The sequence below is a fragment of the Bradyrhizobium sp. OAE829 genome, from assembly GCF_040546575.1.
Lineage (GTDB): Bacteria > Pseudomonadota > Alphaproteobacteria > Rhizobiales > Xanthobacteraceae > Bradyrhizobium.
Genome location: NZ_JBEPOE010000001.1, coordinates 5,497,386 through 5,520,454 on the forward strand (window position 1 = coordinate 5,497,386; position 23,069 = coordinate 5,520,454).

Below are 23,069 nucleotides of genomic sequence, written 5' to 3' on the forward strand. Positions count from 1 at the left end.
CATTTTGGTCTCATGATGAAGCCGCGAATGACGGCCAGCGTCCGCTCCGTCGGGCGCCAGTTTCGCGGCTTCGACGTCGAAGAACAGCCGCACCCCGTTCACGGCTGCGTGCATGGGCCTGATCCCTTCCGTTGATGAACGGCCCGCCGACCAAAGCCGCTTGCTTGTTTTGAAGCTGATACTAAACCATACCGAAATCCAGCTTCCGGATTCGGAAACGCCAGTCACAATTCTGGCGTACTCCCTCTCTCAATGTGTTCGGCTTTCGATGTCACGCCGAATTTTCGTCGTCAGGGCAAAATGTCATTCAGGTTTCTCAATTCGATCAGCGTCGTGGCGATTGCCGCGATGCTCTCCTTGTCTTCGCAGGCCTCCTTCGCGCAGGTATCGTTCCCGTGGTCCTCTTCTCCGCAAAGCTCCCCGCCGGTCCAGGCGCAATCCGACGACGCCGACGCGGATATGCGGATCCAGCGGCTCGAGAACCAGCTGCGGCAGCTCACCGGCCAGAACGAGGAACTGCAATATCGCAACCGCCAGCTCGAGGAGCGCCTGAGGCAGCTCGGTGGCGGTGCGGCGGTAGCCCCTGCCGGTCAGCCTCCAGCGGCCCAGCCCAGCGTGGCCGCGGTGCCGCCCCCGGTCCAGGCCTATCCGCCCGCGCGGCAACCCCAGGCGCAGCCCGGCTATCCGCAAGGTCAGCCAGGCTACCCGCAGGGACAGCAGGGCTATCCGCAGGCGCAGCCGACCTATGAGCAGCCGCAGATCGCGGCACCGCCGCCGATCATGCAGGAGCAGGCAGCAGCACCGGCGCCCGGCCGCCGCCGCGGCGACGCCTTCGATCCCAACCAGAATCCGAACGCCCCCGGCGCGCCGCGCGCACTGGGCGGCGGTCAGTTGCCGGTTGCCAATGACGCGCCGGTCGGCGCTCCCGGTGGCCGCGGACGGGGCGAGCCGCTCGACCTCGGTGCGACCAGCCCGCGCGATCCCGGCGGCGCGTCGCCGCCCGTGCGTGCGCCCGGCGCCAGCGCCGCGCTGACGACGCTGCCTCCTTCGGCCACGCCCAAGGACGAGTTCGATCTCGGCATCGGCTACATGCAGCGCAAGGACTATGCGCTCGCCGAAGAGACCATGAAAAATTTTGCGCAGAAATATCCGAGCGATCCCCTGATCGCAGATTCGCAATACTGGCTTGGCGAAAGCTACTTCCAGCGCCAGCAATATCGTGATGCCGCGGAGGCCTTTCTCGGCGTGACCACCAAGTTCGACAAGTCCGCAAAGGCGCCGGACTCGCTGCTGCGGCTCGGCCAGTCGCTGGCGGCACTGAAGGAGAAGGAAGCGGCCTGCGCCGCGCTCGGCGAAGTGACGCGGAAATATCCGCGCGCCTCGGCCGGCGTGAAGGCCGCCGTGGACCGGGAGCAGAAGCGGGTGAAGTGCTGAGCTTTCGCTCGTTCGGCTGAACCCCATCAAGTGCGGGACAGCCCTCGCCCGAAAACGCTATGGTCGGCCCATGGCAGAGGACGACCATTCCGCGATCACGGCGAGCCAGGCGAAACTTCTGTTCGCCGACTGGAAGGCTGCGCCCGCGATCGTGCTCGCCATTTCCGGCGGACCTGATTCCATCGCCCTGATGTGGCTCGCGGCGCGCTGGCGCCGTGCCCTGAAGCGCGGGCCGCGATTGATCGCGGTGACCGTCGATCATGGCTTGCGGCATGAAGCCGCGCGCGAGGCGCGTGACGTCAAAAGGCTCGCCAGGCATCTCGATCTGCCCCACCGCACGCTGCGCTGGCATGGCGCCAAGCCGAACACGGGCGTGCCGGCCGCGGCGCGGGCGGCGCGTTATCGCCTGCTGGCGCAGGCAGCACGCGCTGATGGTGCGACCCATATCCTCACCGCGCACACCCGCGACGACCAGGCCGAGACATTGTTGATGCGGATGCTGCGTGGCAGCGGCATCGCCGGGCTGGCGGCGATGGCGCGCCAGAGCGAACGCGATGGCGTATGGCTGGCGCGGCCGTTGCTGGATGTCCCGAAATCGCAACTGATCGCGACCTTGAACAAGGCCAAGATCGCCTTCGCCGATGATCCGACCAATCGCGACGTCAATTACACGCGGCCTCGCTTACGCGCGCTGATGCCGGCGCTGGCGGAAGAGGGCGGCGATGCCAGAAATCTGGTGCGGTTGGCCTCGCGGTTGGCGCGCGCCAATGCCGCGCTGGAAGTGCTGGTCGATGGCGCCGAGCGCTATCTGGCGCTGAGGGATCGCCATGACGCCGCGCGCTTTGGCTTCGATGCGTTAGCCTTTGCCGGTCTGCCGGAGGAAATCCGGCTTCGGTTGCTGATGCGGGCCATCGACCGCGTCGGTCACGAGGGGCCTGCGGAACTCGGCAAGGTCGAGGCCCTGCTGACGGTGCTGGATCGGGCGGTATCGGAAGGCCAGCCGAGACTGAAACAGACCCTCGCGGGCGCCGCAATCAGCCTGATTGGAGGTCGAATTCACGTCGAGCCGGCTCCCCCGCGTCGTCGCAGGCCGGGATGAGAGCAAGCCCAAACCTCGATATCCCGTCATAAACCGGCGCGGAGTCTTAACCACCCCCGAAAAACGCTGATTTTTACGCCATTATTTGACCGGGAATCCCGTTAAGATGCGCTAAATAGTCCTGCGTGGTTCCCTTGGCATCGACCCGGGCGCCACCTAGATTGTATGCAGTGCTCCGGGGATTCTCGCCTGACTGCTCTAGGACGACCCAAGGTTTACTGCCAAGGACATAAGGCCGCGATCCGCGCGGCCACGAAGGAAGATCGATGAACGCCAATCTGCGCAATTTCGCCCTCTGGGTAATCATTGTTTTGTTGCTGTTGGCACTCTTCACGCTTTTCCAGAATCCGGGTCAGCGCGCGTCCTCGCAGGACATCACGTTCTCGCAGTTCGTGAGCGAGGTCGAAAAGAACACCGTCCGCGACGTCGTGATCCAGGGGCCGGAAATCCACGGCACCTTCACCAACGGCTCCAGCTTCCAGACCTACTCGCCGAACGATCCGTCGCTGGTCAAGCGCCTGGTTGATGCCAAGGTGAACGTCAGCGCGAAGCCGCCCGGCGACAACGTGCCGTGGTTCGTCTCGCTGCTGGTTTCCTGGCTGCCCTTCATCGCGCTGATCGGCGTGTGGATCTTCCTGTCGCGCCAGATGCAGGGCGGCGCCGGCAAGGCGATGGGCTTCGGCAAGTCGCGCGCCAAGATGCTGACCGAGGCGCATGGCCGCGTCACCTTCGAGGACGTCGCGGGCGTCGACGAAGCCAAGCAGGATTTGCAGGAAATCGTCGAATTCCTGCGCGACCCCGGCAAGTTCCAGCGCCTCGGCGGACGGATTCCGCGCGGCGTGCTCCTGGTCGGCCCTCCCGGCACCGGTAAGACCCTGATCGCGCGTGCGGTCGCGGGTGAAGCCAACGTGCCGTTCTTTACGATCTCGGGCTCCGACTTCGTTGAAATGTTCGTCGGCGTCGGCGCCAGCCGCGTCCGCGACATGTTCGAACAGGCCAAGAAGAACGCGCCGTGCATCATCTTCATCGACGAAATCGACGCGGTCGGCCGCCATCGTGGCGCCGGTCTCGGCGGCGGTAATGACGAGCGCGAACAGACCCTCAACCAGTTGCTGGTCGAAATGGACGGCTTCGAGGCCAATGAAGGCGTGATCCTGATCGCGGCGACCAACCGTCCCGACGTGCTCGATCCCGCGCTGCTGCGCCCGGGCCGTTTCGACCGCCAGGTGGTGGTGCCGAACCCGGACGTCGTCGGCCGCGAGCAGATCCTCAAGGTCCACGTCCGCAAGGTGCCGCTGGCGCCGGATATCAACCTCAAGACCATCGCGCGCGGCACGCCGGGCTTCTCCGGCGCCGACCTGATGAACCTCGTCAACGAAGCCGCCCTGACCGCCGCGCGCCGCAACAAGCGCATGGTGACCCAGGCCGAGTTCGAAGAGGCGAAGGACAAGGTGATGATGGGCGCCGAGCGCAAGTCGCTCGTCATGACCGAGGAAGAGAAATTGCTGACGGCCTATCACGAAGGCGGTCACGCCATCGTCGGCCTCAACGTCGTCGCCACCGATCCGATCCACAAGGCCACGATCATTCCGCGCGGCCGTGCGCTCGGCATGGTGATGCAGCTGCCCGAGCGCGACAAGCTGTCGATGTCGCTCGAGCAGATGACGTCGCGACTCGCGATCATGATGGGCGGCCGGGTTGCCGAAGAGCTGATCTTCGGCCGCGAAAAGGTCACCTCGGGTGCGTCGTCCGACATCGAGCAGGCCACGCGCCTGGCCCGCATGATGGTGACGCGCTGGGGTCTGTCCGAGGCGCTCGGCACGGTGTCCTATGGCGAGAACCAGGACGAGGTTTTCCTGGGGATGTCGGTGTCGCGCACCCCCAGAACGCGTCGGAAGCCACGGTTCAGAAGATCGATACCGAGATCCGGCGTTTTGTCGAAGACGGCTACAACGAAGCGACGCGCATTCTCACCGAAAAGCGCGCCGACCTCGAAGCGCTTGCCAAGGGTCTGCTCGAGTTCGAGACGCTGTCCGGCGACGAGATCATCGACCTGCTCAATGGCAAGAAACCGAACCGCGAGTCGGTGCTTGAGCCGACCACGCCGCGGGCCTCCGCTGTGCCGCCCGCCGGCAAGTCGCGCCCGCGCCCTGATCCGGATCCCGGCCTGGAGCCGCAACCGCAGGCCTAAGTGGGTTTGCACCCGGAATAGAAAACGCGGCGGTGACGCCGCGTTTTTTTATGGCGATGCCATGGCCCTGATCATGCGCCTTGACGGCAAGACCTGATGGGGAGGCGCAGGCTGTTGCCCGGATGGAGCGAAGCGAAATCCGGGGTATGCCGCGACGTCACGTGCGTCCCGGATTTCGCTGCGCTCCATCCGGGCTACTTCCAGGCTCCCCGCACTCCCGCAACAGTTTTCGCAACGCGTGGATCGGCGGAAACACTTCCCTGTTCCAGTCGGCGCCTTGCGCGTCATGGGCGGCCTGTTCCATCTCGACGATCTCGCAATCCTCCGAAAAGACCCGGTTGGTGAACCAGGCCAGCACCGGCCAGCCGAGATCGAGGATTCCCGGAATTCTGGGTTTGCGCACCGACAGCACGACAAAGGTCCGGTTACGGCGCTGCGCGGCATCGATGGGCGTGTAACCGAGCCATACGCTGAGAACCGGTGCGTCGCCCTTCGTCCACATCCGCAGGGTCTGGTAGGGATATTCGGTGCGCACCGTCATCAGGTCGCGCGCCGTGCCGGCACGGCCGCGCAGGCCGCCAACGATGACGGCCTCGCCAAGGGGCGGCTTCTCGCCGGGCCGGGCAAAGCTGTAGTCGACTTCCATCCAGCGTTCGCCGGCGCGGCTGCCGAGATAGCGCGGCACGACTTTTCCGGTGGTGCGCCGGTGCAGGAACTGATGGTTCATGTCCATCAGGTTCTCATGCATGAAAGTGTAGTGGCAGGCGACGAGCTTGCCGAACCGCCGTGTCTTGTAAGCGGTATCAGCGGCTGCGCCGATCTGCGGTAAGGGGGCGGCGGCAGGCCCTGTGCCGGGCCATACGAAGATCAACCCGTCGCGTTCGAAGCAGGGATAGCGGCGGACGCCGTTCGGCCGCTTGCCCTTGCCGAGATAGGGGACGTCGACGCAGTCGCCCGACGCGTCGTAGCGCCAGCCGTGATAGACGCAGCGCAGGGTGCAGCCATCGACCGTTCCCTTCGACAGCGGCACCTGGCGGTGCGCGCAGCGGTCCTCAAGCGCGAAGATCGCACCCTCCCTCGGGCGCACCAGCACGATCGGCTCGCCCGCGAACCGCGCCGCGAAAGTCTGGCCGGACTTCACCTCGTGCGACCATGCGACCGGATACCAGTGATCCGGATTAGCGCCGACCTTGCGAAGATCGACGGAAGCTTCCGACCAGGCATTATCCGGCCTCACCGTCATCGCGTCGTTACGCCTTTGCCAGCGGTCCGAGATGCAGCGCCATGATCTGCTCCGGCGTTTCGGTGACCTCGATGCGCTGGCCGTCGCCGCCGACGAAGGCCAGCACGGTGCGCTCGCCGTCGCGCCACATGCTGCCGACCAGCGCGATATTGATGTGGGTGGCCTGCCCGGTTTCAAATCTCGTGCATTCGATCCAGAATCGCATCCTCGACCTCACTGAAAAGCGGAGCGCGCGGCAAGTCCGCGCGCTCCATATCTCGTTAAGATGCAGCCCTCATTTCGCGCGCCGCGGCAACCATGTTGACCAGAGCCGGCCGCACTTCTTCCCATTTCCGGGTCTTCAATCCGCAATCCGGATTGATCCAGAGCTGCGCGTCCGTCAGCCGCTTGCGCGCCAGCGAGAGCAATTCCGCCATTTCGCTGACTTCCGGAACACGAGGCGAGTGGATGTCATAGACGCCGGGGCCGATCTCGTTGGGATACTTGTAGCTCTTGAAGGCGTCGAGCAATTCCATCTTGGAGCGCGACGTTTCGATCGAAATCACGTCCGCATCCATGGCGCCGATCGCGTCGATGATGTCGTTGAACTCCGAGTAGCACATGTGAGTGTGGATCTGGGTTTCGTCGGCAACGCCAGTCGAGCAGATGCGGAAGCTTTCCACGGCCCAGTCGAGGTAAGTGTTCCATTGCGACTTCCTCAACGGCAAACCCTCACGCAAGGCTGCTTCGTCGATCTGGATCATTTTCGCCCCGACCTTTTCGAGGTCGGTGACTTCGTCCCTGATCGCGAGTGCGATCTGCCGGCAGGTCTGGCTGCGCGGGATGTCGTTGCGCACAAACGACCAGTTCAGGATGGTCACCGGTCCGGTGAGCATCGCCTTCATCGGCTTTTTGGTCAGGGACTGCGCGTAGCGCCACCACTCGACTGTCATGGGCTCGGGACGGGACACGTCACCAAACAGGATCGGCGGGCGGACGTAACGCGAACCGTAGGACTGCACCCAGCCATGCTTGGTAAAGGTGAAGCCTGACAATTGCTCGCCGAAATACTGCACCATGTCGTTACGTTCGAACTCGCCATGCACGAGGACATCTAGTCCGATCTCTTCCTGCCAGCGAACGGCGCGCGCCGTTTCCTCCTTCAGGAATTGCTCGTACTGCGCGTCGCTCATCGCGCCTTTGCCGTGTGCCGCCCGCGCATTGCGAACCTCGGCTGTTTGGGGAAAGGAACCGATCGTTGTGGTGGGAAATGACGGCAATCCGAACCGCGATCGCTGCACGGGGGCCCGTTCGGCGAAAACGTTGTTGCGTTGCCGCATCTTTTCGTCGATTGCGGCCATGCGCTTGGCAACGCTCGCATTGTGAATCTTCGGCGATGTCTCGCGGGCGACGGCTGCCGCTTCCGACGCGGCCAGCGCGTCGGCGACCTTGTCGCGGTTGCCGGCGAGTGCCTGGCCGAGCACGGCAAGTTCCCTGATCTTCTGCACCGAGAACGCAAGCCAGCTTTTCACGTCGGCATCGAGATCGGTTTCCAGTTCGAGGTCAATCGGGACGTGGAGCAGCGAGCATGACGGCGCGATCTGGACCCGGCCGGGTCCAAGCTCGGCGATCGTCGGTTTGAGCCGTTCAAGCGTGGCGGATAGATTCGCCCGCCAGACGTTGCGTCCATCGATGGCGCCGAGCGAGATGATCAGATTTTTCGAAGCGCCGGTGATGACATTCTTCAACTGGTCCGGGGCGCGAACGAGATCGAGATGGAGCCCGGCAACGGGGAGTGCCAATGCGGTGGTCAGGTTATCGCCGATCTCGCCGAAATATGTCGTCAGCATGATCTTGAGCGAGGGGACTGCCTTTGCAAACGTCGAATAGGCGCGCTGCAGCGCCTGCCGGGCGGTATCGTTCAGATCGAGCACCAGGCAGGGTTCATCGAGCTGCACCCATTCGGCGCCTCGCTTTGCCAGCTCCTGCAGGACTTCGACATAAACCGGAAGCAACGCATCGAGCAGCGACATCGGATCAAGCGTCGGGTCCGAGCTCTTGCCGAGCTTGAGGAAGGTGACCGGACCGACCAGAACCGGTCGTGTGTGATAGCCGAGGCTCCTTGCTTCCTCATACTCCTCGATCGGTTTGCGCGAGGAAAGCTTGAACGTCTGTCCCTTTTTGAACTCCGGCACCATATAGTGGTAGTTGGTGTCGAACCATTTGGTCATTTCCTGCGCCGGGGCGCCATGCGACGATCCGTGTTCGTGATGGGCATGTCCGCAACTTGCGCCATGGCCGCCGCCCTGTGCGCCGCGTGCCATCGCGAAATAGGTGGCAAGCGAGACCTCGCCGCCTTTCCAGCCGTACACTTCCGGTATGGCGCCGACCATCACGCTGGTGTCGAGAACCTGGTCGTACATTGAGAAGTCGTTGGACGGGATGATCGTGACGCCGAGCAATTTCTGACGCGCCCAGTTTGCGGCGCGAAGCCCGAGCGCCGTCTCACGCAGCGCCTGCTCGCTGGACTTGCCGGACCAGAAACTCTCCAACGCCATTTTGAGCTCGCGGCGCGGGCCGATGCGCGGCGTGCCGAGCGAGGCGACAGGGAGTGAAGAAGTAGAATTTGTCGAAGCAGTCATTGGCTTAACCCCAAAAGTTGGGGGCAAAGGCCGAAGTGACACGTCTGGATTCCAGGCGTCAGGAGGCGCGCGGAATCGCAACCGCACCACCGGGACACCCCGCCCGAGGACGTTTATGTTGTCGAGGCAGGTCTCCTGGCTCGCGGGTCAATGCTCCTGTCCGGTCTTCCCAAAACCTTCGCGGGTCTCAGTGACTTTGTTGGACAGCGGCTCGCCGCTTACAGTTGCGGGGGCAGCTCCGGCTTCACACCGGCTTCCCTCTTAGCTTCGGGAAAACCATCCCGAAGAACCACGACGGCTCCGGTTTATCGACAAGTGTGCATGGCAGTCAACGCATCATTTTCGCGTTGCGGCATCCCCTCGGGGAGGATGGTCCGGACGATGGAACGATCGAGTGCCTCGTATTCGTGCAACTTGATCGTGTCATAAAGCTCAGCGCGGGTCTGCATCCACTCGATCATGTTGTGCGTTCCGCCGTCGCGCGCGATCGCGGCATAGAGTTGTTCTTGCGCCTTGTTGGCGACGCGCAGCGATGACACCGGCCAGATCACCATCGCATAGCCCATCTGCTCGAATTCGAGCGCGGTAAAAAATGGCGTCTTGCCGAACTCAGTCATATTCGCAAGCAGCGGCACGCCGGGCATACGCTTGGCGAAGGCGCGAAACATCTCGGCGGTGTTGAGCGCTTCGGGGAATATCGCGTCGGCTCCGGCCTCCATGTACAATTTAGCGCGGGCAACCGCACCGTCCAGGCCTTCGCTGGAAACCGCATCCGTGCGCGCGATCACGACAAGATCGCGGCGCGCCTTCGCGGCGGCGGCAACCTTGGCGGCCATGTCATGGGCATCGGCCAGCTTCTTGTCGTTGAGATGGCCGCATTTCTTGGGCAGCAATTGATCCTCGATATGAACAGCACCGGCGCCGGCTTCCTCGAACACGCGCACCATGTGCATGACGTTGAGCGCCTCGCCATAACCGGTGTCGCCGTCAACCAGCAGCGGCAGTCCGGCTGCGCGGGCGACCTGGCGGATGAAGAACGCGACCTCGTCGACGGTGATGATGCCAAGGTCGGGCAAGCCCATCGACGCCGTCATCGCGGCGCCCGACAGATAGAGGGCTTCAAAGCCTGCGGCCCTGGCCTGCAGCGCCGACATGCCGTTATGGGTGCCCGGCAGCCTCAGGATGCCGGGGCGCTGCAGCAGCGCGCGAAAACGGCGGCCTGCGGTCTGATGCGGAAGATCAGATGCAACGAGATAGGGCATCCATGTCTCCTTATGCGGCGCGCACGGACGAAGGCGGCAGGTCGCGCGCCTCCAGCGGGACGAAGGCGCGGTTGTCAGGGCCGACATAATTGGCTGCGGGGCGGATGATCTTGCTGTCGATCCGTTGTTCGATCACATGCGCCGCCCAGCCCGAGGTGCGCGAAATCACGAACAAAGGCGTGAACATTGCGGTCGGCACGCCCATCGCGTGGTAGGAAACTGCGCTGAACCAGTCGAGGTTGGCGAACATCCGCTTGGTCTCGGACATGACAGCCTCGATGCGGTCGGCGATCTCATACATGCGCGTACTGCCGCCCTCGGCGCTGAGCTGACGGGCGACCTGCTTGATCACCTTGTTGCGGGGATCGGCGATCGTATAGACGGGATGACCGAAGCCGATCACGACTTCCCTGGCCGCGATCCGGCGGCGGATGTCAGCCTCGGCCTCGTCGGGATCGGCGTAACGTTTCTGTACCTCGAACGCGACCTCATTGGCGCCGCCATGTTTCGGCCCGCGTAGCGCGCCGACGGCGCCGGTGATCGCCGAATAGATGTCGGCGCCGGTGCCTGCGATCGAGCGCGCGGTGAAGGTCGAGGCGTTGAATTCGTGCTCGGCATAGAGGTTGAGCGACGTATGCATTGCGCGCTCGTGCGAGGCGGACGGCGGTTTGCCGTGCAGCAGATGCAGGAAATGCGCACCGATCGAGCCGTCGTCGGTTTCGACCTCGATGCGGCGGCCATGATGGGCGTAATGGTGCCAATAGAGCAGCATCGATCCGAGCGAGGCCATCAGGCGGTCGGCGATATCGCGGGCGCCGGGCGGGTTGTGGTCATGGCTTTCGGGGAGCACGCAGCCGAGCGCGGAGACACCGGAGCGCATCACGTCCATCGGATGCGCCGCCGCCGGCAATTGTTCCAGCGTGTTCAGTACCGCGCGCGGCAGGCCGCGCAGTGATTTCAGCTTTGCCTTGTAATTGGCCAGTTCGCTGCGGGTCGGCAGGCTGCCATGCACCAATAGATGCGCGATCTCCTCGAATTCGCAGACGCCGGCGACATCGAGAATGTCGTAGCCGCGGTAATGCAGGTCGTTGCCGCTGCGGCCGACGCTGCACAGCGCGGTGTTGCCGGCGACGACGCCGGAGAGCGCGACGGATTTCTTGGGCGCAGGTTTTACGTCGGTCATCGCGTACTCCCTCATGATGCAGCCGCGCGTCGCGCGGAAGTCTGCGTATCAGGCTGCCAATCGAAGATGCCGCGCTGGGGAGCTGCTCCCAGCCGCGAAGATTCGACCACAAAGCTAAGCTCAGACAACCCACCGGCCCGCAGCGACGGCAGCCGTTCGACGGCGGCGATGAAGCGGTCCTGTTCGGCTGCGGCAATCACGCCTTCCGCCAGCGTCCTGAACTTCCGGACGTAGTCCGGCCGCTTGAAGGGCCGGGCGCCGAGCGGATGGGCGTCGGCGACCGCGATCTCGTCGCTGATAACAGAGCCGCCCTTCAGCGTGACGACGACGCGGCCGCCAAAGGCTTTTTGCCTGGGGTCATGGCTGTGGTAGCGCCGGGTCCATTCGGGGTCCTCGACGGTCGAGATCTTGCGCCAGAGCGCGACCGTCTCGGGGCGGCCTGCGCGTTCGGGCGCGTAGGATTTCTCATGGTGCCACCCGCCGTCTTCGAGCGCGACGGCGAAGATGTACATGATGGAATGATCAAGGGTCTCGCGGCTGGCCTTCGGGTCCATCTTCTGCGGATCGTTGGCGCCGGTGCCGATCACGTAGTGGGTGTGATGGCTGGTGTGGATGACGATGCTTTCGATTCCGGCAAGGTTGCCGATGTGAGGCTTCATCCGGCGCGCGAGGTCGATCAGCGCCTGGCTCTGATATTCCGCCGAATGTTCCTTGGTGTAGGTATCGAGGATGGCGCGCTTGAGTTCGCCCTTCTGCGGCAGCGGCACGGTGTATTCTGCCGTGGGTCCGCCGAGCAGCCACGCGATAAAGCCGTCTTCGCCCTCATAGGTCGGTGACGGCGCGCCTTCGCCGCGCATCACGCGGTCGACGGCTTCGATCGCCATCTTGCCCGCGAAGGCCGGCGCATAGGCCTTCCAGCTCGAAATCTCGCCCTTGCGCGATTGCCGTGTGGTGGTGGTGACGTGAAGCGCCTGCTGTACCGCCTGATAGATCGTCTCGGCGGGTAGCCCGAGCAGCGCGCCGATGCCGGCCGCCGCCGAGGGACCGAGATGGGCGATATGATCGATCTTGTGCTCGTGCAAGCAGATGCCCCTCACCAGATCGACCTGGATCTCATAGGCCGCCGCGAGCGCGCGCACGAGTTCCTCGCCCGACGATCCGCAATGCTGCGCCACCGCCAGCACCGGCGGAATGTTGTCGCCAGGGTGCGAATAGTCCGCCGCCAGAAACGTGTCGTGAAAATCGAGTTCGCGCACGGCGACGCCGTTGGCCCATGCCGCCCATTCCGGCGAATAGCGCTGGCTGGCCGGCAGTCCGAAGATCGTCGCGCCCCCTTGCTTTGGATGCGCCACTGCTTGCGCCCGCGCGGTGACCACCGGGCGCCGCGCGATCGACGCGGCGGCAACCGCGGCATTGTCGATGATGCGGTTGCCGATCATCTCTGCCACCTCGTCCTCGATGCGGACCGGGTCGGCGGCGACGGAAGCGATCTTCCAGGCCAGTTGATCGGCGCGGTCGAGACGTTCGGCGGATTTGTAGGTGCGGACTTTGTGGTGCTTCACGGAACGGCTTCCTCTGGGACTTGCGGGCAAACCAAGGACGAGGGCGGCTGCACGGCTTGAATTTCCGTCAGAAGTTCGCAATATCCACAAACGAGAGTGCTTAGAAATGGCTGAAAAAGTGTAGTTTTGCGAAGATTTTTCGCGCATTTGCAAAGTTTGCAAAGTCGAGGGCCGGATGAAGAAAGCATTCATGGGGCTGCGGCTGAAGCGGCTGCGGGAAGAACAGCGCCTGACCCAGGCCGCACTGGCGCAGCGGCTCGGCATCTCGCTGAGCTATCTCAACCAGCTCGAGAACAACCAGCGGCCGCTGACCGTGCAGGTGCTGCTGGCGCTCAACACCGTGTTCGGGCTCGATCTGCAGGTGTTCTCCGAAGGCGACGAGGCGCGGCTGATCGCGGATTTGCGCGAGGCGCTGTCGGACGCCGCCTTCGGCGAAACCATCGCCGCAGTCGAGCTTCGCGAACTCGCGATGAACATGCCGGCGGTCGGGCGCGCGCTGGTCACGATCCATCGCAAATATCGCCAGTCGATCGAGCAGGCCGGCCTGCTGGCGGCACGGTTGGGCGAAGACCGGCAGTCGGACGTGCCGGTGCTGCCTTCAACACCTTTCGAGGAAGTGCGCGATTTCTTCTATCTGCGGCACAACTACATCGTCGAGCTCGACGAAGCCGCCGAGGCCATCGCGCAGGCGATGGATTTTCCGATCGGGCAGATGGATACGGCGCTGGCCGCCTATCTGGCCGACCGCCACGGCATAAAACTGGTTTTCGAGACGATCGACGATCTGCCTTCGGGCAATGAACGGAAATTCGATTCGCGAACCAGCACGCTCTATCTCGCACCCGGTCTGCTGCCGGGACAGCGCGCCTTCCAGATCGGAACCCAAATCGCGATGCTGGCGTTCGACCGCGAACTGACCGCGCTGGTCGATGGTGCCGGTTTTACCAGCCAGGAGGCGCGCGGGCTGGCGCGGATCGGGCTTGCGAATTATTTCGCCGGCGCGCTGATCATGCCCTATGGGCGTTTTCTCGCGTCGGCCGAGCAGCGGCGTTACGACATCGAATTATTGGGATATCAGTTCGCGGTCGGCTTCGAGACGGTCTGCCATCGCCTAAGTACGCTGCAACGAAACGGCGCGCGCGGCGTGCCGTTCTTCTTCATTCGCGTCGACCGCGCCGGAAATATTTCCAAGCGGCAATCGGCGACCGATTTTCACTTCTCGCGGGTCGGCGGCACCTGTCCGCTGTGGAATGTCTATGAAGCCTTTGCGAGCCCGGGGCGCATCCTGACGCAGCTCGCACGCATGCCGGACGAGCGGACCTATCTGTGGATCGCCCGCACCGTGTCGCACGCCCGCGGCAAATACGGCGCGCCCACCAAGACGTTTGCCGTGGCGCTCGGCTGCGACGTACGCCACGCCGAACGCGTGGTGTATTCGGAAGGCATCAACCTCAAGGCTGCGAATGCGACGCCGATCGGGATGGGCTGCAAGGTGTGCGAGCGTCCGGATTGCGCGCAGCGCGCCTTTCCGCCGATCGGTCGGGCATTGCGCATCGATGAGACGCGCTCGCGCTTTGCGCCCTATGCCACGTCGTGACCCGGGGAGGGTTGACCCGGGGATTTGCGGGAAACTTCTTTCATGCGGCGGAAGAATCAGGTCCTGCTACCGCTCCGACGTCTGGCCGCCGAAAATTTTTTGAGAATAGCGGGCATTGATCTTAACGCCCCATTGACACATTCCCACGAATATCACCACATGTAGATGTCACGGTCCGCTTGATCGCAAGATTTGGTGGCTAAGAGGGAAGCTGGTGAATCGCGCGAAAGTGCGAAATTCCGGCGCTGCCCCCGCAACTGTAAGCAGTGAGTCGCTCCCGATTTTTACGTCACTGATGCGCCGGCGCGCATTGGGAAGACCAGGGAACGACGACGACCTGCGAGCCAGGAGACCTGCCGCGACACCGAAAAAACGTCCACGGGCGGGGTGTCCCGGCGGTCGCTTGCAGATCCATGCCGGCGTTTGCCGCCGCGCATTCGATGCAGCGTCCCCAAAGACATCCGGCCTCAACAACACCACGGGGTCTGCCGATGTCCGAATCTTCCGGTCTCATTTCTCTCGAAGCCAAAACCGCTCCCTTGTTCCAGTTGCGTCCCGAATCGCTCGCCGCGCCGGACGCCGAACTTCAGATGCAGGTGATCCGCCGCAACGGCACGGTTTCGAAATTCGATGCCAGCAAGATCTCGGTCGCTATGACCAAGGCATTTCTCGCCGTCGAGGGCCATACCGCGGCGGCCTCGCGCCGGGTGCACGAGGTGGTGGAGCAGTTGACCGCCGAGGTCGTCGGCGCGCTGTCGCGCCGGATGAGCGAAGGCCGCACCTTTCACATCGAAGACGTGCAGGACCAGGTCGAACTGGCGCTGATGCGCAGCGAGCACCACAAGGTGGCGCGCGCCTATGTGCTGTACCGCGACGAGCGCACCAGGCAGCGCGCCGAGCAGGAGGCCGCCAAGTCGGCCAAGCCTGCGGAGGGACCCGTGCTGCATGTGACGCTGGCGAACGGCACCAAAGTGCCGCTCGATACCGCACGGCTCGCGCTGATCGCTGGCGAGGCCTGCGCCGGTCTTGACGGCGTCGACGCCGCGCCTGTCATCGCGGAAACCCAGCGCAATATCTACGACGGCATCAGCCAGGACGAACTGGCGCTCGCTTCTGTGATGGCAGCGCGGACGCTGGTGGAGCAGGAGCCCAACTACGCTTACGTGAGCGCGCGGCTGCTGCTCGACAAGCTTCGCACCGAAGTGCTGTCCTACGTGCATGGCGTGCCGACCAACGCCTCGCAGGCCGATATGGCCGGGCGTTACGGCGAGTATTTCCCGGCCTATATCAAGACCGGCATCAAGGCCGAGTTGCTCGATCCGGATCTGGCGCGCTTCGACCTGAAGAAAATCGCCGCGGCGCTGAAGCCGGAACGCGATCTGGCGTTTCAGTTCCTCGGCCTGCAGACGCTGTACGACCGCTATTTCCTCCATGAAGGCGGCAACCGCATCGAGCTGCCGCAGGCGTTCTTCATGCGCGTCGCGATGGGACTTGCGACTCGCGAGATCGACCGCGAGGCCCGCGCGATCGAATTCTACGATTTGCTGTCGTCGTTCGATTTCATGGCTTCGACGCCGACACTGTTCAATTCGGGAACGCTGCGGCCGCAACTGTCGTCGTGCTTCCTCACCACGATCGCGGATGATCTCGACGGCATCTTCAAGTCGGTCAAGGACAACGCGCTGCTGGCGAAATATTCCGGCGGGCTCGGCAATGACTGGACCCGCGTGCGCGGCCTCGGGGCCCACATCAAGGGCACCAATGGCGAAAGCCAGGGCGTGGTGCCGTTCCTGAAAGTCGCCAACGACACGGCCATTGCGGTCAACCAGGGCGGCAAGCGCAAGGGCGCGGTCTGCGCGTATCTGGAGACCTGGCATATCGACATCGAGGAATTCCTCGATCTGCGCAAGAACACCGGCGACGACCGCCGCCGCACCCACGACATGAACACGGCGAACTGGGTGCCTGACCTGTTCATGCAACGCGTCGAAACCGACGGCGAATGGACCTTGTTCTCGCCTGACGAGACGCCCGACCTGCACGACCTCTATGGCGCGAAGTTCGCCGAACGCTATGCCGCCTATGAAGCCAAGGCGGCGCGCGGCGAAATCCGGGTCTTCAAGCAGGTCCGCGCCACTGACCTCTGGCGCAAGATGCTGACCATGCTGTTCGAGACCGGGCATCCCTGGATCACGTTCAAGGACCCCTGCAATCTCCGTTCGCCGCAGCGCCATGCCGGCGTCATCCATTCCTCCAATCTCTGTACCGAGATCACGCTCAACACCTCTGACGACGAGACCGCGGTTTGCAATCTCGGCTCGATCAACCTGCTCAATCACATCCAGGACGGCCGCCTGAACGAGACACGGCTGAAGAAGAGCGTGACGATCGCGATGCGGATGCTCGACAACGTCATCGACATCAATTTCTACACCATTCCGGAAGCGCGGCGTTCCAACCTGCGGCACCGTCCGGTCGGTCTCGGGTTGATGGGGTTCCAGGACGCGCTGCAGGCAATGCGGATCGCTGTCGCCTCCGATGCGGCCGTGACGTTCGCCGACACCAGCATGGAGGCGATTTCCTACTTCGCGATCTCGGCTTCGGTCGATCTCGCCGCCGAGCGCGGTCGCTATCCCTCGTTCGACGGATCGTTGTGGAGCCAGGGCATCCTGCCGATCGATTCGATCGAGCTGTTGGCGGAAGCGCGCGGCGGCGTTGCGATGGATCGTTCCATGACGCTCGACTGGGGCAGCTTGCGTGAGCGCGTCAGATCGACCGGCATGCGCAACTCCAACGTGATGGCGATCGCGCCGACGGCGACGATCTCCAACATCTGCGGCGTCGCGCAATCGATCGAACCCGCCTACCAGAACCTCTATGTCAAATCGAACATGTCCGGCGACTTCACCGTCGTGAACGAGTTTCTGGTGCGTGACCTCAAGGCGCGCGGATTGTGGGACGAGGTGATGGTCAACGACCTCAAATATTTCGACGGCAGCGTCGGCTCGATCGACCGCATCCCCGATGATCTCAAGGCGCTCTACGCCACCTCGTTCGAGATCGACAGCGCCTGGCTGATCGAGGCGGCGGCGCGGCGGCAGAAATGGATCGACCAGTCGCAGTCGCTCAACCTCTATATCGCCAACCCGTCCGGCAAGAAGCTCGACGCGCTCTATCGGCTGGCGTGGACCCGCGGCTTGAAGACCACCTATTACCTGCGCTCGCGCAGCGCGACGCATGTCGAGAAGTCCACGCTCAAGGGCACCGACGGCAAGCTTAACAGTGTCGCCTCCGTGACGATGATGGCTCCAGCCCCAATCATCGTCCCGCTGGCCGCCACCGCGCCGGACCTGTCCGGTGCGGTGGCGTGCTCCATCGATAATCCCGAATGCGAAGCCTGCCAGTAAGCAGCAAGAAACATCAGGAAATAAATCAAATGCTCGACTGGTCCGAACCTTCCTCGCCCGCATCTCACGCGCCGCCGCCCTTTGCGGCATCACCTCCTGCCGAGGCCGATCAAACCGGGCTCGGTACCATCGACCGCCGCGGCGGCCGTGTGTCGGTCGACGACAAGCGGATGATCAATTGCCGTGCCGACGTCAATCAATTGCTGCCGCTGAAGTACAAATGGGCGTGGGAGAAATATCTCGCCGGCTGCAACAATCACTGGATGCCGACCGAAGTCTCGATGCAGGCCGACATCGCGCTATGGAAGTCGCGCGACGGCCTCACCGAGGATGAGCGCCGCGCCATCAAGCGCAATCTCGGCTTCTTCGCGGCGTCCGAGAGCCTTGTCGCCAACAACATCGTGCTGGCGATCTACCGCCATCTGACCAATCCGGAATGCCGGCAGTATCTGCTACGGCAGTCCTTCGAGGAGGCGGTGCACACCCACACCTTCCAGTACATCGTGGAGAGCCTGGGCCTGGACGAGGGCGAGCTGTTCAACATGTACCGCGAGGTGCCGTCGATTACCGACAAGGCGGCGTGGGCGCTGAAGCACACCCAGCATCTCGATGATCCCGACTTCAAGACCGGCACGCCCGGGGCCGACCAGGCGTTCCTGCGCGACCTCGTCGCCTTCTATGTGATCTTCGAGGGCATGTGGTTCTACACGGGCTTTGCCCAGATCCTATCGCTCGGCCGCCGCAACAAGATGGTGGGGATTGCCGAGCAGTACCAGTACATCCTGCGCGACGAATCCATTCACCTGAATTTCGGCATCGACGTCATCAACCAGATCAAGATCGAGAATCCGCATCTGTGGACCAAGGCGTTCCAGGACGAGGTTCGTGACATGGTGCGCACCGCAGCCGAGCTCGAAGCCGCCTACGGCCGGGACACCATGCCGCGCGGCTTTCTCGGGCTGAACGCGGCTTTGTGCGAGACCTACATGCACTTCATCGCCAACCGCCGCTGCGCGCAGCTCGGGCTGGCGCGGGTGTTCGACGAGACCGAGAACCCGTTCCCGTGGATGTCGGAGGCGATGGACCTGAAGAAGGAAAAGAACTTCTTCGAGACCCGCGTCATCGAATATCAGAACGGTGGCGCGCTGACCTGGGAATGAGAGCCGGGCGTCAGTTCGACGAACCCGGCGCGGAAGACGGAGCAGCCTTGCGGTGATCGTCGCGGACGTGGATTACGGCGACGTTGTCCGCATACACCCGCTTCCACCCCGCGATATGATCCAGCACCTTGGTGGCCGGCAAATCCGGCCCGAGCAAGGTGGCGTCGATCTGATACTTCTCGAGCGTGGCGAGCAGTATGTTGACGTCCTTGGCGGTGACCGCGTCGAAATAGTCAAGGACGAACTGTTCGCCGTAGAGTTCGGCGCGGCCGTCGATGAAGGCCTTGATGTCGCGAGACAGCAGATAGCCGCCAAACGGCGACGTGCTGAAGATGCGCTGAGCCTGCCGCTTCTGCAGGACTTCCACCGCTGCGACCGGCGTCTGGGACGGCAGGAACGAGAACGGGTGGTGCGCGATGAACACTTGCGTCGATGCCCATCCGGCCACCGCCACCGCGAGCGCGGCAAGCATCACGACAGGCGCCCGCGACTGCCCTTCCCGAACGGGCACCATCGCCGTGCGCAGCGTTCCCAACTGCTCGGCAAACGGCTTGGCCACGACCAGTGGCGCGATGAAGGCGAAGATTTCGATGTTCCGGGAATGCGACAGCGCCATCCAGAGCAGGCCGAGCAGCAGGATGATTCGCGGCACCGACAATGAGAGGCCACGATAGAAGCCGAGACCGATCAGGCCCAGCAGCGTGAATTCGAAGAAGCTCCAGGTGGCGAAGTTGGCCGGCATCCATTCCCAGATCATGGACAGCAGCTTGCCGAGGCTGAGGATTTTTGCCGCGCCGATCAGCGTGTTCCAGCCATAAGGGGTGCAGCAGCACGCCACGACGGCGGCAACACCGAACATCGCCCATTGAATCGTCAGCCTGATGCGGTCCTTGCGTTCGCAGGTCCACAGCGCTTCCAGGCCGATCGGTCCGATCAGTGCCAGTCCGAGAACAAAACCGCCGTGCAGATTGGCCCAGATCGCAAGCACCGGCAGCAGCCACCATGACGGCGCGCACCGGCGATCCGCGGCCGCCAGCAGCCCGCCGAGGAACGCGACCATGAACGGGAACGCCAGCATGTGGGGGCGTGCCAGGAAGTGGGTCGCCGACTCCAGCACCGCAAGCGTGACCAGCAGGATCGCGCGGGTGGGGTCGAGATAGTCGGCAAACAGGTACATGAAGATCGTGACCGTCGCCCCGATCGCGAGCGAGGTCAGGATGACCGGGCCGGCCCAGCCCAACGATTCATAGGAAACGGCATAGAGCACCTGGGACAGCCAGGAGCTCGACATCCAGGGTTCGCCAAACCGGGTGAAGGTGTGAACGTCGGTGTAGGGCACGGCGCCGTGCTCGACGATCCACTGCCCGATCCTGATCTGCCAGAGCGTGTCGGAATCCCGCAGCAGGATTTCCCCGAGCGACAGGAAGATCAGATAGGCGACGAGCCCGGTCAACAGCGGAATCAGCACGCGCCCGAGGCTGCGGACACTGGCGCTATTAACAGTCGGATTGGCGAAGGAAATGGACATCGGATTTTGGGCCGGCTTCTTGCGTTGGTGTGACGGTCACGGCGTGCCGCAGGAATTTTCGCCAGCTGACCACAGCCGCGCTATTTTTGCGTGAATTGCAGGCTCACGTGCCTGACAATGATGTTCTTTGGCGAAGAAGCCGTTAACCGGGCGGACAAGCGTTTTAGTCAGAATTTACCATCGCAAAAGCGCGACGCTGGCGGGCTAATCCAGTGCCGGCACCAGAGCTGCCTGCGGCGCAGCCTGTGCCTTCGACGAGGAGGGCGCCACGATGTTCACGAGATACTTGGCAAGGCAGATGCCGATCACGGCCAGCGCGACACCGCCGAACACGTCGATCATGTAATGGGCGCCGATCACCGGCGTCGAAGCCATCATCAACAGATTGAGGACGACCGCGGCCCCTCCGACATAGCGCACCGGCCAAAGCGCCCAGATGTAGAGCACGGCGGAAGCTGCGTGGAAGCTCGGGAAGGATACGATGCCTGTGATCTTGAGCAATTCGAGATGCCGCAGCGAGCCGTCGCGCAGCGCCAGGATGTCACGCAGCTGCGCCTGATACATCGAGGCATCCAGCGACGAGAATTGCGCAGGGTCGATGTTGAGGCCGTAGTAGGTTCCGACCGCCGGCGTGAACGTCGAAATCAGGAGCGTCATGATCAGCGTCAGGCTGAACGCAAGCACGAACACCTGCAGCCGCACAAAACGCGATGTCAGGGCAAGGACCAGCGGGATCGCGACCAGGATGATCTTGATCAGCGTGTAGCTGCGTACCAGCAAAGCTCCCAGCCAGTCACGGTCGTTGACGTATCGCGCGATCATTTCCGGATCCATGCCCATGGCGCGATCGATCGCGAGCAAGGCGCGGTCCTGCAGCGGCCAGTTGGTCACAGCAGCGACGTAGGTCAGCGGCCCCATGATCGTCGCGATCAACAGCAGCTGGGAAATCGCCCCTAGCGGAAAGATCAGCTTGGGATCCGCCTGATCGCCCTTGGCGAAGGCATAAAGGTAGGCGGTCAGCGCCAATGCCGTGACGATTCCCAGGGTAACGGCCAGCGCGAGCGGTTTTATCGTGAAACCGCAGAGCGCGCCCCCGAGCAGCACCACGGCGCCCATGGCGGCAATCGGAATCCAGTTCAGCTGAAACAGCCGCCAGGCCGTGAAAGCGTTCGAATTGACCATACCGCACCCTGCGAGGTTGTAGGGCACAGTTGCGCGGGAAGGCTTAATATTCGGGAAACGGCTATGGTTATCGGCCCACCAATTGGACGCTGCGTTCAGCGGCCATTTGCGCCCCAGACCGTCATATTTGCTTCTTGTCTTCCGGCCTGAATAGTTGTTCAGTTCTTCAAAGCGATTGGGGACAATCGCTCAAAACATGAAGACGCAGCGCGATCTTGCAACCCTCCCGGGGGGCGGACGCGCCGGGGATGGGGAAGCGCGCCATGGTCTATCGGCGAACCCAGCAAGTGGTGAAACGGCTGGCGGCGCGGCGCAGCGCCATTCTGGCGGCAGCGCGGGACGCTGCGGCGGATGGCGGCATGGCGGCGGTGCAGATCGCCCCCGTGGCGGTCCGCGCCAATGTCGCGGCCGGAACCGTCTATCGCTATTTCCCGTCCAAGGCGGAACTGATTTCCGAATTGATCGCCGAAGTTTCGCGCGACGAACTGGCCGCGATCCGCCGTGCGGCGGAGGCGGCGCCCGGGCCGTCCTCGGCACTGGCCGCGGCGGTCACGACGGTTGCCGTCCATGTGCTGTCGCAGCGCAAGCTCGCCTGGGGAATTCTGGCGGAACCGGTCGATGTCGACGTGTCGGCTTCGCGGCTCGCCAGCCGCCGCGAAATCTCCGGCGAGATCGCCGCAAGGATCGAGGCGGCCGTGCGTGCCGGACATCTGCCGGCGCAGGATACCGCGCTCGCCGCCACCGCGCTGCTCGGCGCATTGCACGAGGCGCTGGTCGGCCCGCTGGCCCCTGACAATATGGACGATTCCGCAAAACTGCGCGACGCCGTGCAGACCGTGACGCTATTGGCGCTCCGCGCGGTCGGCGTCATGGACGCCCGCGCCCGCGGCCTCGTGGTGCAGGCGGTGCTGCCGGCCAAGGCGCTGGTGGGGGCTTAGTCGCGACAAAACGCGGAACGCGTTTTGCGCTGATATCACCGGCAATTGACATCGCTCTGACGCAACCATCAGCCAGATTGCGCGTGATCGGTCATTCACCGGTGAAGGAGCATTCCATGACGACGACATCAGGCTCGGCCAAGTGGCAGGGCGGCATCAAGGACGGCAAGGGCGCAATCTCGACCAGGAGCGGCGCGCTGAACGAATATCCCTACGGTTTCGCCAGCCGCTTCGAGGGCAAGCCGGGTTCGAACCCGGAAGAATTGATCGGCGCCGCGCACGCCGCCTGCTTCACCATGGCGCTGTCGCTGATCCTCGGTGAAGCCAAGCTCACCGCCGAGCAGATGGAAACCAAGGCCGACGTGACGCTTGAGAAACAAGGCGACGGCTTTGCGATCACGTCCGTTCATCTAACGCTAGCGGCAAAGATTCCCGGCGCGGACAATGCGAAATTCCAGGAACTGGCGGGCAAGGCGAAGGCCGGCTGCCCGGTATCGAAACTGCTGAACACCAAGATCACGCTGGATGCGACGCTTGCCTAGCAGTCATTCCGCATGGTCCGAAGGACCAGACCTCAGATGCGCAATTGCGCATCGGGGAATCTCGAGATTCCCCGATGTGCAATTGCACATCTGAGGTTCGCGTCTTCGACGCGCCCCGGA

The 23,069-nt window shown here is 63.4% G+C and carries 15 protein-coding genes, 1 pseudogene and 2 riboswitches; of the genes and pseudogenes, 8 read left to right on the forward strand and 8 right to left on the reverse strand.

What is annotated here, in order from left to right:
- Positions 1-300: 300 nt before the first annotated feature.
- The 3 genes and pseudogenes from ybgF to ftsH all read left to right on the forward strand — a co-directional run bounded on the left by ybgF (position 301) and on the right by ftsH (position 4,724).
- On the forward strand, positions 301-1,434 hold the full coding sequence (gene ybgF / locus ABIE49_RS26405; RefSeq protein WP_354066983.1) for a tol-pal system protein YbgF: 1,134 nt from the start codon (positions 301-303) through the stop codon (positions 1,432-1,434).
- Between the two features lie 70 nt (positions 1,435-1,504).
- Positions 1,505-2,533 (forward strand): tRNA lysidine(34) synthetase TilS, encoded by a 1,029-nt coding sequence (gene tilS / locus ABIE49_RS26410; RefSeq protein ID WP_192736824.1) that lies wholly within the window; start codon positions 1,505-1,507, stop codon positions 2,531-2,533.
- Between the two features lie 266 nt (positions 2,534-2,799).
- A pseudogene (gene ftsH / locus ABIE49_RS26415) lies at positions 2,800-4,724 on the forward strand (ATP-dependent zinc metalloprotease FtsH).
- Positions 4,725-4,881: 157 nt separating this feature from the next.
- Here ftsH and ABIE49_RS26420 read toward each other — a convergent pair.
- The 6 genes from ABIE49_RS26420 to ABIE49_RS26445 form a co-directional block, all read right to left on the reverse strand.
- The gene (locus tag ABIE49_RS26420) at positions 4,882-5,967 is read right to left on the reverse strand and encodes a Rieske 2Fe-2S domain-containing protein (RefSeq protein WP_192736822.1); all 1,086 of its coding nucleotides are present in this window, start codon (positions 5,965-5,967) and stop codon (positions 4,882-4,884) included.
- Positions 5,968-5,974: 7 nt separating this feature from the next.
- Entirely contained in the window at positions 5,975-6,172 is a 198-nt protein-coding gene (locus tag ABIE49_RS26425; RefSeq protein ID WP_192736821.1) for a hypothetical protein, read from the reverse strand.
- Positions 6,173-6,227: 55 nt separating this feature from the next.
- Positions 6,228-8,588 (reverse strand): 5-methyltetrahydropteroyltriglutamate--homocysteine S-methyltransferase, encoded by a 2,361-nt coding sequence (metE, locus tag ABIE49_RS26430; RefSeq protein ID WP_192736820.1) that lies wholly within the window; start codon positions 8,586-8,588, stop codon positions 6,228-6,230.
- Positions 8,589-8,696: 108 nt separating this feature from the next.
- Positions 8,697-8,897, reverse strand: a riboswitch (cobalamin riboswitch).
- Positions 8,894-9,850, reverse strand: a complete 957-nt coding sequence (gene prpB, locus ABIE49_RS26435; protein ID WP_192736819.1) for a methylisocitrate lyase — start codon at positions 9,848-9,850, stop codon at positions 8,894-8,896. (Overlaps the previous riboswitch by 4 nt.)
- A 10-nt stretch (positions 9,851-9,860) precedes the next feature.
- Positions 9,861-11,033, reverse strand: a complete 1,173-nt coding sequence (gene prpC / locus ABIE49_RS26440; RefSeq protein ID WP_192736818.1) for a bifunctional 2-methylcitrate synthase/citrate synthase — start codon at positions 11,031-11,033, stop codon at positions 9,861-9,863.
- Between the two features lie 11 nt (positions 11,034-11,044).
- On the reverse strand, positions 11,045-12,595 hold the full coding sequence (locus tag ABIE49_RS26445; RefSeq protein WP_192736817.1) for an MmgE/PrpD family protein: 1,551 nt from the start codon (positions 12,593-12,595) through the stop codon (positions 11,045-11,047).
- 175 nt (positions 12,596-12,770) lie between these two features.
- On the opposite strand from ABIE49_RS26445, the gene ABIE49_RS26450 reads away from it, so the two are divergent.
- The 3 genes from ABIE49_RS26450 to ABIE49_RS26460 all read left to right on the forward strand — a co-directional run bounded on the left by ABIE49_RS26450 (position 12,771) and on the right by ABIE49_RS26460 (position 18,759).
- Positions 12,771-14,192, forward strand: coding sequence for a short-chain fatty acyl-CoA regulator family protein (locus ABIE49_RS26450; RefSeq protein WP_192736816.1), 1,422 nt, complete (start codon positions 12,771-12,773; stop codon positions 14,190-14,192).
- Between the two features lie 154 nt (positions 14,193-14,346).
- A riboswitch (cobalamin riboswitch) is annotated at positions 14,347-14,567 on the forward strand.
- A gap of 116 nt (positions 14,568-14,683) precedes the next feature.
- Positions 14,684-17,599: a ribonucleoside-diphosphate reductase subunit alpha gene (locus ABIE49_RS26455; RefSeq protein WP_192736815.1), complete on the forward strand. Its 2,916-nt coding sequence runs from the start codon at positions 14,684-14,686 to the stop codon at positions 17,597-17,599.
- 29 nt (positions 17,600-17,628) lie between these two features.
- Entirely contained in the window at positions 17,629-18,759 is a 1,131-nt protein-coding gene (locus ABIE49_RS26460; protein WP_192736814.1) for a ribonucleotide-diphosphate reductase subunit beta, read from the forward strand.
- A 10-nt stretch (positions 18,760-18,769) separates the two neighbouring features.
- Here ABIE49_RS26460 and ABIE49_RS26465 read toward each other — a convergent pair whose 3' ends face one another.
- A complete protein-coding gene (locus ABIE49_RS26465; RefSeq protein WP_192736813.1) occupies positions 18,770-20,287 on the reverse strand; it encodes a hypothetical protein in 1,518 nt (505 codons plus the stop codon).
- A 204-nt stretch (positions 20,288-20,491) separates the two neighbouring features.
- Positions 20,492-21,469: a phosphatase PAP2 family protein gene (locus tag ABIE49_RS26470; protein WP_192736812.1), complete on the reverse strand. Its 978-nt coding sequence runs from the start codon at positions 21,467-21,469 to the stop codon at positions 20,492-20,494.
- Positions 21,470-21,732: 263 nt separating this feature from the next.
- On the opposite strand from ABIE49_RS26470, the gene ABIE49_RS26475 reads away from it, so the two are divergent.
- Positions 21,733-22,407 carry a TetR/AcrR family transcriptional regulator gene (locus ABIE49_RS26475; protein ID WP_192736811.1) on the forward strand — a complete coding sequence of 225 codons (675 nt, stop codon included), beginning with the start codon at positions 21,733-21,735 and terminating at the stop codon, positions 22,405-22,407.
- Between the two features lie 116 nt (positions 22,408-22,523).
- Positions 22,524-22,949 (forward strand): OsmC family protein, encoded by a 426-nt coding sequence (locus tag ABIE49_RS26480; protein ID WP_192736810.1) that lies wholly within the window; start codon positions 22,524-22,526, stop codon positions 22,947-22,949.
- The last annotated feature ends 120 nt before the right edge of the window (positions 22,950-23,069 follow it).